Annotated in this window: 15 protein-coding genes; 6 read left to right on the forward strand and 9 right to left on the reverse strand. The window is 35.6% G+C overall.

All coding sequences use genetic code 11. The annotated features are described in order from the left end of the window. Nucleotides 1-54: 54 nt before the first annotated feature. Nucleotides 55-846, reverse strand: a complete 792-nt coding sequence (locus ACFWDE_RS12025; protein WP_377892588.1) for an SDR family oxidoreductase — start codon at nucleotides 844-846, stop codon at nucleotides 55-57. 146 nt (nucleotides 847-992) lie between these two features. Between ACFWDE_RS12025 and ACFWDE_RS12030 the strand changes: the two genes are divergently transcribed. Then, nucleotides 993-1,451, forward strand: coding sequence for a universal stress protein (locus tag ACFWDE_RS12030; RefSeq protein ID WP_215576584.1), 459 nt, complete (start codon nucleotides 993-995; stop codon nucleotides 1,449-1,451). A 43-nt stretch (nucleotides 1,452-1,494) separates the two neighbouring features. On the opposite strand, the gene ACFWDE_RS12035 is transcribed toward ACFWDE_RS12030, so the two are convergent. Further along, nucleotides 1,495-2,190 carry a hypothetical protein gene (locus ACFWDE_RS12035; protein WP_377892529.1) on the reverse strand — a complete coding sequence of 232 codons (696 nt, stop codon included), beginning with the start codon at nucleotides 2,188-2,190 and terminating at the stop codon, nucleotides 1,495-1,497. A gap of 94 nt (nucleotides 2,191-2,284) precedes the next feature. On the opposite strand from ACFWDE_RS12035, the gene ACFWDE_RS12040 reads away from it, so the two are divergent. Next, complete coding sequence (locus tag ACFWDE_RS12040; protein ID WP_070145106.1) at nucleotides 2,285-2,464, forward strand: ProA domain protein; 180 nt, start codon at nucleotides 2,285-2,287, stop codon at nucleotides 2,462-2,464. A gap of 101 nt (nucleotides 2,465-2,565) precedes the next feature. After that, on the forward strand, nucleotides 2,566-3,120 hold the full coding sequence (locus tag ACFWDE_RS12045) for a DinB family protein (protein ID WP_377892531.1): 555 nt from the start codon (nucleotides 2,566-2,568) through the stop codon (nucleotides 3,118-3,120). A 70-nt stretch (nucleotides 3,121-3,190) separates the two neighbouring features. On the opposite strand, the gene argH is transcribed toward ACFWDE_RS12045, so the two are convergent. Together argH and ACFWDE_RS12055 are read right to left on the reverse strand one after the other, a co-directional pair. After that, nucleotides 3,191-4,579, reverse strand: a complete 1,389-nt coding sequence (gene argH, locus ACFWDE_RS12050) for an argininosuccinate lyase (RefSeq protein ID WP_377892532.1) — start codon at nucleotides 4,577-4,579, stop codon at nucleotides 3,191-3,193. Next, complete coding sequence (locus ACFWDE_RS12055; RefSeq protein ID WP_377892534.1) at nucleotides 4,576-5,781, reverse strand: argininosuccinate synthase; 1,206 nt, start codon at nucleotides 5,779-5,781, stop codon at nucleotides 4,576-4,578. Before ACFWDE_RS12055 ends, argH begins: the two co-directional genes overlap by 4 nt. Nucleotides 5,782-5,947: 166 nt before the next feature. Here ACFWDE_RS12055 and ACFWDE_RS12060 point away from each other — a divergent pair, with 166 nt between their 5' ends. Beyond that, nucleotides 5,948-6,265: a radical SAM protein gene (locus ACFWDE_RS12060; protein WP_219920511.1), complete on the forward strand. Its 318-nt coding sequence runs from the start codon at nucleotides 5,948-5,950 to the stop codon at nucleotides 6,263-6,265. A 28-nt stretch (nucleotides 6,266-6,293) separates the two neighbouring features. Here ACFWDE_RS12060 and ACFWDE_RS12065 read toward each other — a convergent pair whose 3' ends face one another. Continuing rightward, entirely contained in the window at nucleotides 6,294-6,488 is a 195-nt protein-coding gene (locus ACFWDE_RS12065; RefSeq protein ID WP_377892536.1) for a hypothetical protein, read from the reverse strand. Nucleotides 6,489-7,346: 858 nt separating this feature from the next. On the opposite strand from ACFWDE_RS12065, the gene ACFWDE_RS12070 reads away from it, so the two are divergent. Then, nucleotides 7,347-8,009, forward strand: coding sequence for a YitT family protein (locus ACFWDE_RS12070; RefSeq protein WP_002015542.1), 663 nt, complete (start codon nucleotides 7,347-7,349; stop codon nucleotides 8,007-8,009). Between the two features lie 31 nt (nucleotides 8,010-8,040). Here ACFWDE_RS12070 and ACFWDE_RS12075 read toward each other — a convergent pair whose 3' ends face one another. Next, complete coding sequence (locus ACFWDE_RS12075; protein ID WP_002112252.1) at nucleotides 8,041-8,874, reverse strand: EcsC family protein; 834 nt, start codon at nucleotides 8,872-8,874, stop codon at nucleotides 8,041-8,043. 179 nt (nucleotides 8,875-9,053) lie between these two features. Between ACFWDE_RS12075 and ACFWDE_RS12080 the strand changes: the two genes are divergently transcribed. After that, nucleotides 9,054-9,485: an NUDIX hydrolase gene (locus ACFWDE_RS12080; RefSeq protein ID WP_377892539.1), complete on the forward strand. Its 432-nt coding sequence runs from the start codon at nucleotides 9,054-9,056 to the stop codon at nucleotides 9,483-9,485. A gap of 24 nt (nucleotides 9,486-9,509) precedes the next feature. Here the strand turns inward: ACFWDE_RS12080 and ackA are convergent, their stop codons facing one another. The 3 genes from ackA to tpx all read right to left on the reverse strand — a co-directional run bounded on the left by ackA (nucleotide 9,510) and on the right by tpx (nucleotide 12,701). Then, on the reverse strand, nucleotides 9,510-10,703 hold the full coding sequence (ackA, locus tag ACFWDE_RS12085; protein ID WP_377892541.1) for an acetate kinase: 1,194 nt from the start codon (nucleotides 10,701-10,703) through the stop codon (nucleotides 9,510-9,512). Nucleotides 10,704-11,002: 299 nt separating this feature from the next. After that, a complete protein-coding gene (locus ACFWDE_RS12090) occupies nucleotides 11,003-11,989 on the reverse strand; it encodes a class I SAM-dependent methyltransferase (protein WP_078175047.1) in 987 nt (328 codons plus the stop codon). A gap of 211 nt (nucleotides 11,990-12,200) precedes the next feature. Beyond that, nucleotides 12,201-12,701 carry a thiol peroxidase gene (gene tpx, locus ACFWDE_RS12095; RefSeq protein ID WP_002145386.1) on the reverse strand — a complete coding sequence of 167 codons (501 nt, stop codon included), beginning with the start codon at nucleotides 12,699-12,701 and terminating at the stop codon, nucleotides 12,201-12,203. Nucleotides 12,702-12,726 lie beyond the last annotated feature (25 nt).

Below are 12,726 nucleotides of genomic sequence, written 5' to 3' on the forward strand. Positions count from 1 at the left end.
TCTCAGTATAAAGGATAAACTGTCCAATTATTCGAAACTTCACTTTATTTAATTCTATCGATGTCTATGAATAACATCAACAGCGCCTGTTACTTCAATAATCGTACCAGTAATCATATCAGAATCGTCCTCACATAAAAACGAAATGGTTCTTGCGATATCTTCGCCTGTTCCAGATCTACCAATTGGTGTGTTACTACCTTTCAGATTTCGCGCTTCTTCAATCGTTGCTTCTTTCATTTCACCAATTATATCACCAGGGCAAACCATATTCGCAGTAATACCATATTCCGCCTCTTCGTAAGCTACTGTTTTCGTTAATGAAACAAGTCCTACTTTCGCAGCCGCAAAGGCTGAACGATAAATCCATCCAGGTGCGCTATCTGCCCCTTGAAATCCATAGTTAATAATACGGCCAAATTGCTGGTTTCTCATAATCGGTACGACAAGTTTTAATAAATGAAACACCGCTGTTAAATTACCCTGGATCATTTCATTCCATTCGTCTTCTTCGTAATCGACTAATTTTTTTCTTTCAAATACGTAAGGACCAGCATTATTAATTAAAAAGTCAATTTTGCCAAAACGGCTCATCGCTTCTTCTACTATTTTATGTAAATCTTCCTTTTTCGTGACATCCGCTTGCACGAACTGTAGACGCTCTTCCATATTTTTATATGTTTCTTTCATTGTTTCCATAGCAGCTATATCGCTATGATACGTTACTGTCACTGAATACCCTTTAGCCAATAACTTTTCTGTTACTTGCTTTCCTAAACCTTTCGTACCGGCTGTAATGAGCGCGTGTCTCACAAACATGCCTCCTTTTAAATTGCCATACTTCATATGTAACAAGTTCTCGCTCCAATTACAACTAAAATGAATTGAAACAAAGTTTTCAAAATTCTGTAACGTTTCAACAAGCACATTACCATAATTTGTTTTATAATTAAGTTGTAAACAGTTATACAAATGATTGGGAGGAATTTACTATGAATAATACATATACAAATATTTTAATTGCGGTGGACGGTTCTAAAGAAGCAGAAAAAGCCTTTAAAAAAGCAATTCAAGTCGCAAAACGAAACAATGCAACATTAACAATTGCTCATATTGTTGACGTAAAAGCATACTCAGCAGTAGAGGCTTATAGCCGCGCAATTGCTGAACGTGCAAATCTATTTGCAGAAGACTTATTAGAAGACTACAAAAAAACTGCGCTTGAAGCTGGTCTTGAAAAAGTAGAAACTGTATTAGAATTTGGTAATCCTAAATCTAAAATCTCAAAAGAAATTGCCCCAACACATAAAGTGGATTTAATTATGTGCGGTGCAACTGGTTTAAATGCTGTAGAACGTTTCCTAATTGGTAGCGTCTCTGAACATATTATTCGCTATGCGAAATGCGATGTCCTTGTTGTTCGTGGTGATGAGGAGCAAGGTGATCTTTAATTTATAATAAAAAAACACCAAGTCCACATGGGCTTGGTGTTTTTCATTTCACATATTTCACTACAAATACGAGACAAGCTACAACAACAATTACAACTGCAAACACATAAGGCGGAAGGAACTTCAAAGACCATAGCGCCATCATTAACGTCGCAACCGTTAAGTACGTTTGCTTTGCATCTTCTGTCATTTTTTTGCGAAGCAAAAAAACATACAAATAACCAATTGGCGGCGTAATAAAACAAAGAACATATATGATTTTTGATTTTAAATACCATTTTTGTTCTCCGAGTTTCTTTATATCCTCTTCTATTCTCTTATGCTCTTGTTCTCTCGCTTCTTCTACAAGCGAATCTTCCTCTTCTCCTCGCTTTTCTTTCATATAAGGAAGAAAATGCATGAAAAAATAACATGCAAATACAATTGCCCAAAATTCGATATTTAACCTTTCTAGCGGAATATGCTCACTTGCAAAAGCAGCCGTGATTACTAATAAAAAACAATACGTTGTCATCCAAAATGAACGTTTTCTCTTTTTTCGTTCAATTTCTTTTTTATCTTGTACATTTTTTCTTTTCGAAAGCCATATCAAAATAAAGCAATCTACTACAAATAGAGTAAAGATAAATATCGCAACATGCACTGTTTCTACATTCGCAAATGAAAATATTGATGGGAATGCCACATGTAGCACAATTAATGTGTACAAAATTAACCCTATAAAATAAATACGTCTCATCTTCCATTCCTTTCTCATTTCCTAACATTACATTAACATACATTTTTTAGAAATAGACGGACAAAATATATGTGTTTAGAGAAGGAGGATTTATATGGGAGATCATGAACGTATTATTTTAGATGTCAACGAGCAAGAGATTGAAATGTTAAATACAATATGCTCACATTTTAAAGAAAAACATGGCGTTGAACTAAGTCATGGTGCGCTGTTTCGAGATTTAATGGATATTGAGTATATTCGTATCACAGAAGATCGACATAAGTATGATTAATCAATGAAGCTTTAAGCCTAGAACATATTGCTCTAGGCTTAATTAAATCTATACGGAAAATGTTATAATTAGGAAAAAATAGGTATGGAGGATGCTCTACTATGAAATCTGAAAATATCTCAAAACATTTTCACACATTACATGTGCAAAGAAACCAGTTCCTACCTAAGCTTCATTCACTTTCACAAGAACAACTATGGTATAGGAAAGAGGACGGAAAATGGTCTATTGGGGAGCACTTTTATCACTTATATTTAATTACAAGGATGCTAAAAGTAGCGATTAAATTCTCTTTTGCTCTTATCCCCTATGCCAAACTAAAAAGAAATACCCCATTTGCAACTGACATACATGACATTTATGCGGAATATAAAGAAAAACACGGCAAAGGAATGAAAGCTCCTTGGATTTTAATCCCTTCAAAAAAAATCTATCACTCTATGAATGTAAACGAATTAGAAGCATTACTTTCACGTGAAACAGATGAAATAAAAAAACTAGTTCAACATATAGACGAAAATATTGCAGGACATATCGTATTTTTAGATCCAATTGCTCACTACCCTAACCTTATTCAATCTATCCAACTGTTAGCGATCCATGAGAATCATCATTTTATCATTATGAAAAATAATTATGAAATGATAGATACATAGCTAAAAGTCTAAATACAAAAAGGTAAGGCACTTTCTAAAAAAGCACCTTACCTTCTATATCATACATCATTTAACTTCCAACAAACTCTATGGCTAACCCCTTCGCTTTCTCCAAAGCTTTTTCGATTTGCTCAAACCCTGTCCCGCCAGCACTGTTACGGCGCTTTACAGCTGCATAAGGTGAAAGAACTTCATATAAATCTTCTTCAAATAACGGACTCATTTCTTTATACGTTTCAAGTGGTACATCTAATAAATAGATTCCTTTTTGCGTACAATGAAGAACTAGTTTCCCAACAATTTCATGAGCTTGACGGAACGGCAGTCCCTTGCTTGCTAAATAGTCGGCAATTTCTGTTGCGTTAGAGAAGTCTTGCGTCACAGCTTGCCCCATTTTTTCTTTGTTTACAGTCATCGTTTCAAGCATGCCTGCCATAATATGAAGGCATCCTTCTACTGTTTTCACTGTATCAAACATTCCTTCTTTATCTTCTTGTAAGTCTTTATTGTAAGCGAGCGGCAATCCTTTCATTACTGTAAGTAAACTGAATAAATTACCGTATACTCTGCCAGTTTTACCACGAATAAGTTCCGCCATATCCGGATTTTTCTTCTGCGGCATAATACTGCTTCCAGTTGCGTATTGATCGCTCATTTCAATAAATTGAAATTCTTGACTACTCCATAAAATAAGTTCTTCACAAAAGCGTGATAAGTGCATCATAAGCATAGATGAGTTACTTAAAAACTCCAGTATGAAATCACGATCGCTTACCGCATCTAAACTATTTTCATAGATTCCATTAAATCCAAGAAGCTCCGCACTATATTCTCGGTCAATCGGGAATGTTGTACCAGCTAGTGCTCCTGCTCCTAATGGTGAAATGTTAATACGCTTTAACGAATCTTCATAACGATTCACATCGCGCTCTAACATCCAAAAGTAAGCAAGGATATGATGAGCAAACGATATAGGCTGTGCGCGCTGCAAGTGCGTATAACCAGGCATAATTGTTTCAATGTTATTTTCCGCTTGATGAACAAGAACAATTTGCAATTGTTTTGTAGCTTTTATAATATCTTCTACTTTTTCTTTTAAATACAAGTGCATATCTGTCGCTACTTGATCGTTACGGCTTCGGCCTGTATGAAGTTTCCCTCCTACTTCACCGACTCTTTCAATTAACATCTTTTCAATATTTAAATGAATGTCCTCCGCTTCGACTGAGAAATTCAATTTATTTTCTTTCGCTTCCTCTAATAAATACTGAAGCCCTATCTTGATTTTCTCTGCTTCCTCTTTCGTAACGATGCCTTGCTTTGCTAACATCGTAACGTGTGCAATACTCCCTTTTATATCTTGGCTAACCAATTGCTTATCAAAGGAAATAGAAGCTCCGAATTCTTCTACCCATGCTTCCGCTTCTTCTGTAAAACGTCCGCCCCAAAGTTTGCTCACGCTTCCACCTTCTTCTGATTCACTTGGCTGTATACTTTTGTAGGTAAACCGAATAATGAAATGAAACCAACTGCTGCATCATGATTAAATTCATCCTGGGCAGTATACGTTGCAAGTTTTTCATCATATAAAGAGTACTCAGATTTACGTCCTTCTACAATCGCATGACCTTTAAATAATTTCACACGTACTGTACCTGTTACATTTTTTTGCGTTTCTTGTAAGAAAGCATTGAGTGCTTGTTTTAAAGGTGAGAACCATAAACCGTTATAAATTAATTCTGTTAGTTTTTGCTCAATCATCGGTTTGAAATGAGCAACCTCTTTCACAAGTGTTAAATCTTCAAGTTCTTTATGCGCTGTTATTAATGTCATTGCCGCTGGACATTCGTACACTTCACGAGATTTAATACCGATAAGGCGATTTTCTACATGATCGATACGTCCAACGCCATGTTTTCCAGCAAGTGCATTTAACGTTTTAATTAATTCTGAAAGTGAATATGCAGCGCCGTTTAAAGTCGTCGGTACTCCTGCTTCAAATCCGATTTCTACAAAATCTGGTTTATTCGGTGTATCTTCTAATGCCAATGTCATCTCGTATGCTTCTTCTGGCGGCGCTGCCCATGGATCTTCTAAAATTCCACATTCATTGCTGCGTCCCCATAAATTTTGATCGATTGAAAATGGACTATCTAAATTAATTGGAATCGGTATATCATTTTCTTTTGCATATGCAATTTCTTCTTCACGTGACCATTTCCATTCACGTACAGGCGCAATAACTTCTAAATATGGATTCAACGCTTGAATAGAAACTTCAAAACGAACTTGGTCATTCCCTTTCCCTGTACATCCATGTGCAACTGCACTTGCGCCTTCCTGCTCTGCAATTTCTACTAATTTTTTCGCAATAAGCGGACGAGATAATGCAGAGACAAGAGGATATTTCCCTTCGTATAACGTGTGAGCTTGCATCGCTATCAATGCATATTCATTCGCAAATTCTTCTTGAACATCAATCATATATGATTTAATTGCACCTACTGAAAGTGCTTTTTCTTTTACAAACGCTAAGTCTTTACCTTCCCCTAGATCTAAACAAAGCGCGATAATATCATAATCCTTCTCTTGTAACCATTTAATTGCAACGGAAGTATCAAGACCTCCGGAATATGCTAACACAACTTTTTTCTTCTCCATTTTGCATCCCCCTAAAGAATAAATATTCACTATTTCTTATAATAATTCAAACTTTATCACCTTTCATAAAATGAATCAAGGGGAATTCATAATTTTTTTCAAACAATTTCGTCGAATTCCTTTCTTTTTTTATGTAAAATAGAGGCAGGAAAATGGAGGGCTGTCTATGGAAAAGTATTTTATATACAATGAACATCTAGGAATTGCAGTGCCGAACATACAAGAAGAATGGGAAGACATCTCTGAACAAACGCAGCACGCTATTTTATTAAAATGGGAGCAAATTCGCGGGAAAATACCTGATCGTATAAAAGAGCTTGAACATTACATTAATCAAAAACAACATCGTTTAAATAACGAAGAGAATTTTGAAATTTCCTGTAGGCTTAATTCTGAAATAGCTGATTTAGCCTCTATTATTAACGACCTTTGGCTTTGGTATCGCCTCACTCAAAACGTATCTGAGGGAAAAGCACACCAATGAAAAAAGCATGCCCCTCAATTAATTTGGGTCATGCTTTTTTGTCGTAACAAGCTTTGCAATATATTTCTTGCGCCGTTTTTGCTAAACATACATCAAACGGGCCTACTAATATTCTTCTTTCTTTCGGCAACTTTACAAAAGCAACAAGCTCTTCTTCGTATTCAATCTTTTTCTGACATGAAATACATTTTAGCTCTTTTCTTTTAAACATGTCTTTCAGCATATCTTCTCTCTTCCTTTCATCTACCTATATTAATATAATCTCATAACAATTAAGACTTGTAAAAAAATGACACATTCTAAAGTGAATTATTCATATACTATGTACAAAAGGAGGTCTCAAACTTATGCAAGCTTTCATTATTATCGCTTTAACTTTTTTAAGTGTGATTAGCTGGGATGCATTTTTTAAAGATAAAAGTGACGAAGAAAATACGATTGAATAAATATTTATATTTTCTTTTTACTTATTGGACAAACTTTCTAAAGCTTGTTCAATTTTCAAAATAGCTTAGGCTTTTCTACAAAAATATTTAAACATAACAATTTTTGTAGATTCCCTCCGGTTATTGTCGGTTTCCATCCGCATACATTTTTTGAAAGTATGATATAATAATATAAATCTTGAAGGAAGGGATTTTGATATCATGATCGCTCGAAGGAGCATGTGGCATCGTATTGACGAATCATACACGTAGCGTATTTTTCAGCTCAGATACTTTAGTCTAGCGAAAAAAATACGAGAGTGGGGAAATTATGATTGCCCGAAGGATAATTTGGCAAAAAAAAGACTCTTCTTACACATAGCGTTTTGTTTAGGACTTAATTGTTACTAGCTAAACAAAACAAAGAAGAGCAGGATTGCTAAATGAAGAATTCTACTCCACGTTTTGTTTAGTCGCTTTAAGACTTAAACTAAAACGAAGGTAGGGAGAATTGATGGACGAGAGGATTATTCGTTATTTCTTCAGCGACATATAGCTTAGTTAGTTTTTTCGTAAACTAACTGAAAGCTACATGTGAGCTCGTAGTTAGTTTACAACACCAAAAGGACTACTAACTACGGAAAGAAGGAATAACGATGAGGAACATCCAAAGTCGACAAATTATTAAAGAAGTTTTTATGGTTTTAATCGGTTCATTTATTTTAGCAGCAGCGCTATATCACATTCACTTCCAAAACCACTTAACAGAAGGTGGCTTTGTAGGTATTGCACTATTTATCCAAAATTTTTATGATATTTCACCATCTATTTCAACTGTAGTAATGGATATCCCTATTATTTTACTATGCGCTTCATTTTTAGGTAGAAAAATGGTTGGCTATTCATTCTTAGGTTCACTTTCATTCGGAGTATTTTATTCCCTTATGGAAAATTATTCTCCTTTTACGGTAGATTTATCAAATAATTTATTTGTAGCTGCAGTAGTTGGCGGTGCGTTAGCTGGTATTGGACTCGGTTTTATATTGCGATTTGGCGGTGCAACCGGTGGAGACGATATTTTAACAATTATATTAAGTAAACGAACTCGGTTTACAATTGGGCAAATTTTCTTCGTCTTTGACGCGATTGTTCTTGCGCTTTCATTATATTATTTAAATTGGACAGAAATCGCTTTTACTATTCTTTCGATTGCCGTACAGGCAAAAACATTGGATTTAATTTACTATCCAAAAACAGAAAAGAAAGCAGCAAAGCAACCCGTTTCTATTCCAATTTCCAAAAAACATGCGACAAACTAAAAAGCGAAAGGCTTCGGCCTCTCGCTTTTTTTCATGCTCTCTTTTCTTTTTCTAATATGTAGCGCACTTGATAAAACTTATTTGCAAATTCAGTAACATTCCTCGTTAAGCGATAGTTCACTGTAGATCCAATTGCCATTCCAAGTACAGGAATGCCTTGGAATAATTTACGACGAAGAGCATAAATCGAAAATGTCTTCAAAATTTGTTTTAACACAACCTCAGTAGAAGCTGGCTTTAACACCTCTTCGTCTCCTTCATAAAAGAATGAATCTTCTTGCTCAAGTTCTCTCAGTAAATTGTACCATGCATATTGCTGAAGTCTCGCCGGCAATAATGCTGCGTGGAATACCTTTAACGCAAGCATCATTTCATACGGCTTGTTCACATCATGCCCAAATGATGTCGCAATTAGTTGTACAGCCTTCACATTTAATGCAATCATAACCGGAAAATCAGCCGTTAATAATAATAGACCGCCAGCACCCGTTGCTCCGCCTTGTACGAATGAATATAGGCGATGACGTGCTGTTTGCTGCTCTGCTATGTATGTTAATTGATCAATAGATAACGCCTTCAAATCTTCAAGTTGCTCAATTGATTCATCAAATAATCTCGACGTTCCTAAAATACGATTACGTGCATCTAACTGTGATTGTGAACTTTGAATAAGTGCATGCAAATGAAAAAGCCATCCATCTGCTTTCGTAAAAAAGTCTTTTCGTTTTTTCTCAGGTAGTTTTGCAACTGTAGTATGCAACCACTTATCAAACATCTTTTGAAAATCGGTCGCCTCTTGCTCTACTAATTGCCCTTCCCACTCTTTTATATTTTCTAAAATGGCTTGTTCTCGCTTCGATCGCATCGCAACAACCACCTCGTTCGATTTTTTTCTATTGTATCATATTTGCAAATAGGCTTGTACATCGCGTGTTCTTTATTTACAGCCTAAGTCCAAACATCTATCCGAATATATGTTATCAATTTCTACTTAGCTACATTATAATCATCCTTATGCAAAACAAATAAGGAGCGATTATACATATGTATCCACGTGCAAAAGCTTTTGGCATTGCTATACATCAAGAGCGACTTCTCGTACAAGAATATCGTACAGGCGACGAAACATATTATCGTCCTCTTGGCGGTTCAATTGAACTTGGTGAGAAATCAGCAGATACCATTATTCGAGAATTTAAAGAAGAGCTTCATGCAGAAATAGAAGTTACCGATTATTTAGGATGCTTAGAAAATATTTTTTATTCGGGTGAGGAAATTGGTCATGAAATCATTCAACTATATTCTTTACGCTTATTAGACACATCACTATATGAAATAGAGATACTGAATATAAAAGATGAACAAACAGCCTCATATGCAAAATGGATTCCCCTCACTGCATTTATTCAAAAGGAAAAAATACTATATCCAGATCAAATTTTAAAATATATACAAAAAAAAGACGAAATCCTTTAGGATCTCGTCTTTTTCATGCATATATTAACCAATATCTCCAAGACGTAATACGTCACGAGCAATCATAACTTCTTCGTCAGTTGGAATTACGATAATTTTTACTGGAGAGTGTGGGAAGCTGATGAATGCTTCTTCACCGAATACGTTATTGCGTTTTACGTCGAAGTATACACCCATGTACTCAAGGCCTTCTAATACGCGCTCACGAATAACTGCACTGTTTTCACCTACACCAGCTGTAAAGATGATAGCGTCAACGCCTTTCATACGAGCTGTGTAAGAACCGATGTATTTATGGATACGGCTTACGAACACGTCAAGTGCTACTTTCGCACGGTGGTCGCCTTCTTCTTCTTTCGCAATGATATCACGTAGGTCACTAGAGTAACCAGTAAGACCTAACATACCACTCTTCTTGTTTAATACGCTAACTACTTCTTCTACAGTTTGGCCTGTTTTTTCCATGATGTATGGAATTAACGCAGGGTCAATGTTACCAGAACGTGTACCCATTGTTACACCAGCAAGTGGAGTGAAGCCCATAGAAGTATCGATAGACTTACCGCCTTCTACTGCTGCGATACTTGCACCGTTACCTAAGTGACAAGAAAGTAGGCTTAAGCTTTCAATTGGACGACCTAATAATTCAGCCGCACGCTCAGTCACGTATTTATGAGAAGTTCCGTGGAAACCGTATTTACGGATGCCAAATTTCTCATAGTACTCATATGGTAAGCTGTATAGGAATGCAGATTCCGGCATTGTTTGGTGGAATGCTGTATCGAATACTGCTACTGCTGGTACATTTGGTAGTACTTCTTGGAACGCTTTAATACCAACAAGGTTTGCTGGGTTGTGAAGTGGTGCTAAATCGCTTAATTCTTCGATATCAGCTAATACTTCATCATCAATTAAAACAGAATCAGCAAATTTTTCGCCGCCGTGTACAACACGGTGACCGATACCGCCAATCTCATCAAGAGATTTTACGATTCCGTTTTCAGTTAATTTCTTAAGAAGCATGTTAACTGCTACTGCATGATCTGGGATGTTTGTAATTTCTTTTTGTTTTTCGCCATTTACAGTAATTGTGAAGACACTATCTTCTAAACCGATACGTTCTACTAAACCTTTTGTTAATACTGTTTCACTTGGCATTTCAAATAATTGGAACTTTAAGGAAGAGCTTCCTGCGTTAATCGCGATGATTTTTGACATCTAGTCTTTCGCCCCTTTTTCTCTTGGTAGTTGTGTGGATCATTCCACAAACCGCTCGATTTTATCTAATTAAATTCACTCATTATGAAAACGTTTCATCATTAGTAAATTTTATACTCACGATTTTAATTTAAACATCGTCCGACATATATTTCAAGTGAAAAAATTGTAACACCAAGAAAAAAAATATATTACAGATTTCAAAAAGATTCAGTTAAATCTTGTATATATTAAAAAATATTCCATATTTTATACAACTGTACTACATTAATTACTAACCCTGTTACATATATCTGGCATTACTTATGTGTTGCAAACCACGTATTTAGTTGATCCATCATGTTCTCCATAGCCTTCATGTTGGAGAATTTAGGTAATTCTACTAATAGTGCCTGTTTCGGCATTATTACATCCTGGCCTTTCTTTTGGAGAACAAATATACTTTTTGCATTTTTCTCGTTTTTAAACATGGAAACAGGTAGCTGTAACAATCCTTGAATAAAGCATGTTTCTTTAATGAATGCATGTAGCTTTGGCGCTTGATCACTTTCAAAAATGAAGTTTGGTACTAAGAAGAATAAATACCCGCCTTCTTTCGTATGTTTCACACTTTGTTCAATAAATAAGTGATGCGCATATGACATTCCTTCATCTGCTTTTAATGTATATTCACTTGCACCGATTTCATTTGGATAGTAACCAATTGGCAAATCTGAAACAACTGCATCAACTGGATCAATATAAAGTGGTGCTAGTCCATCTTGATGGAAGAATTCGATTGCATGCTTTTGTAAATTCGCATTTACTAAAGCAAGTTTAATTAGCACTTCATCCACTTCTACACCAAATCCACTCATTGCTAGTTCTTCTTTGGCGCTATTAAACACTGTAGTCATTAAGTTACCCGTTCCAATTGCAGGGTCTAAAACTGTAATTTCTTTTTGACCTTGCATAAATTTATGGAATAAGTAGCTCATGAACATTCCGACTGCATCTGGCGTCATTTCGTGATTCGCTTGTACGCCTTCTTTCATTCCCTTTAAAATGGCTAGCTGAAATGCTTTACGAATTTCTTCACCTTTATATGTTTCTTCATTAAACGTACTATATTCACGATTCAACCTTTCAATTGTTGATTCGGATAATTCTTCTTGTAAAATCGCTCCTTCAAACAAGTTATCACCTGTTTCTACAAGCGCCTCTAAATATGTTACATCTAATTCTTTACGTAAAACTACCGTAGAAGAATCAAAAATAGAAAATAATGTTTCTACTGCCTGACTCACGTACATTCCTCCTTCTCTCTTTTACACATAACTTATATCATACCATAATCTAAATTTTTCCCAAAAGAAAAAGCGACCTCTTGCAAAGAGCTCCCCTTCAAGTTGTTTATGATGTAACGTCTTTTCTCATATATTGGTTTAGTTAACAATACATGAGAAAAAACGACCTCTTCTAAAGTGAAACTTTAATGAGAGGTCGTCTTCTTTTACATTACTTCGCCAATTTTGCTGCTTCTAATGCTGCTTCATAGTTTGGATGGCTTGTACCTTCACTTACGTATTCTACGTAAACTACTTTGTCATTGCTATCTACTACGAATACTGCACGAGCAAGTAAACGAAGCTCTTTCATTACTAAGCCATAAGCTTCGCCGAATGAAAGGTCACGGTGATCAGAAAGTGTCGCAACATTTTCTAAACCGTTAGCTGCACACCAGCGTTTTTGAGCGAATGGTAAATCAACGCTAATTGTTAATACTTTCGTATTTTCAATACCTGCTGCATCTTCGTTAAAACGACGAGTTTGTGCATCACATACACCTGTGTCGATTGAAGGTACAACACTAATTAATTTCACTTCACCTTTGTATGTTTCTAAACTTACTGGAGATAAGTCATTTGCTAATACTTGAAAGTTAGGCGCTTGATCGCCAACTTTAACTTCTGTTCCAACTAAAGTCATTGGGTTACCTTTAAAGGTTACATTTGCCACTTAAAAATCCTCCCTTATTTAAACA

Source organism: Bacillus sp. NPDC060175 (assembly GCF_042728695.1).
GTDB lineage: Bacteria > Bacillota > Bacilli > Bacillales > Bacillaceae_G > Bacillus_A.

What these genes read in the sequence shown, in the direction of transcription:
- ACFWDE_RS12025 (WP_377892588.1), bottom strand. Translation starts at nt 846, where the DNA reads ATGAAGTATGGCAATTTAAAAGGAGGCATGTTTGTGAGACACGCGCTC.
- ACFWDE_RS12030 (WP_215576584.1), top strand. Translation starts at nt 993, where the DNA reads ATGAATAATACATATACAAATATTTTAATTGCGGTGGACGGTTCTAAA.
- ACFWDE_RS12035 (WP_377892529.1), bottom strand. Translation starts at nt 2,190, where the DNA reads ATGAGACGTATTTATTTTATAGGGTTAATTTTGTACACATTAATTGTG.
- ACFWDE_RS12040 (WP_070145106.1), top strand. Translation starts at nt 2,285, where the DNA reads ATGGGAGATCATGAACGTATTATTTTAGATGTCAACGAGCAAGAGATT.
- ACFWDE_RS12045 (WP_377892531.1), top strand. Translation starts at nt 2,566, where the DNA reads ATGAAATCTGAAAATATCTCAAAACATTTTCACACATTACATGTGCAA.
- ACFWDE_RS12055 (WP_377892534.1), bottom strand. Translation starts at nt 5,781, where the DNA reads ATGGAGAAGAAAAAAGTTGTGTTAGCATATTCCGGAGGTCTTGATACT.
- ACFWDE_RS12060 (WP_219920511.1), top strand. Translation starts at nt 5,948, where the DNA reads ATGGAAAAGTATTTTATATACAATGAACATCTAGGAATTGCAGTGCCG.
- ACFWDE_RS12065 (WP_377892536.1), bottom strand. Translation starts at nt 6,488, where the DNA reads ATGCTGAAAGACATGTTTAAAAGAAAAGAGCTAAAATGTATTTCATGT.
- ACFWDE_RS12070 (WP_002015542.1), top strand. Translation starts at nt 7,347, where the DNA reads ATGAGGAACATCCAAAGTCGACAAATTATTAAAGAAGTTTTTATGGTT.
- ACFWDE_RS12075 (WP_002112252.1), bottom strand. Translation starts at nt 8,874, where the DNA reads ATGCGATCGAAGCGAGAACAAGCCATTTTAGAAAATATAAAAGAGTGG.
- ACFWDE_RS12080 (WP_377892539.1), top strand. Translation starts at nt 9,054, where the DNA reads ATGTATCCACGTGCAAAAGCTTTTGGCATTGCTATACATCAAGAGCGA.
- ackA (WP_377892541.1), bottom strand. Translation starts at nt 10,703, where the DNA reads ATGTCAAAAATCATCGCGATTAACGCAGGAAGCTCTTCCTTAAAGTTC.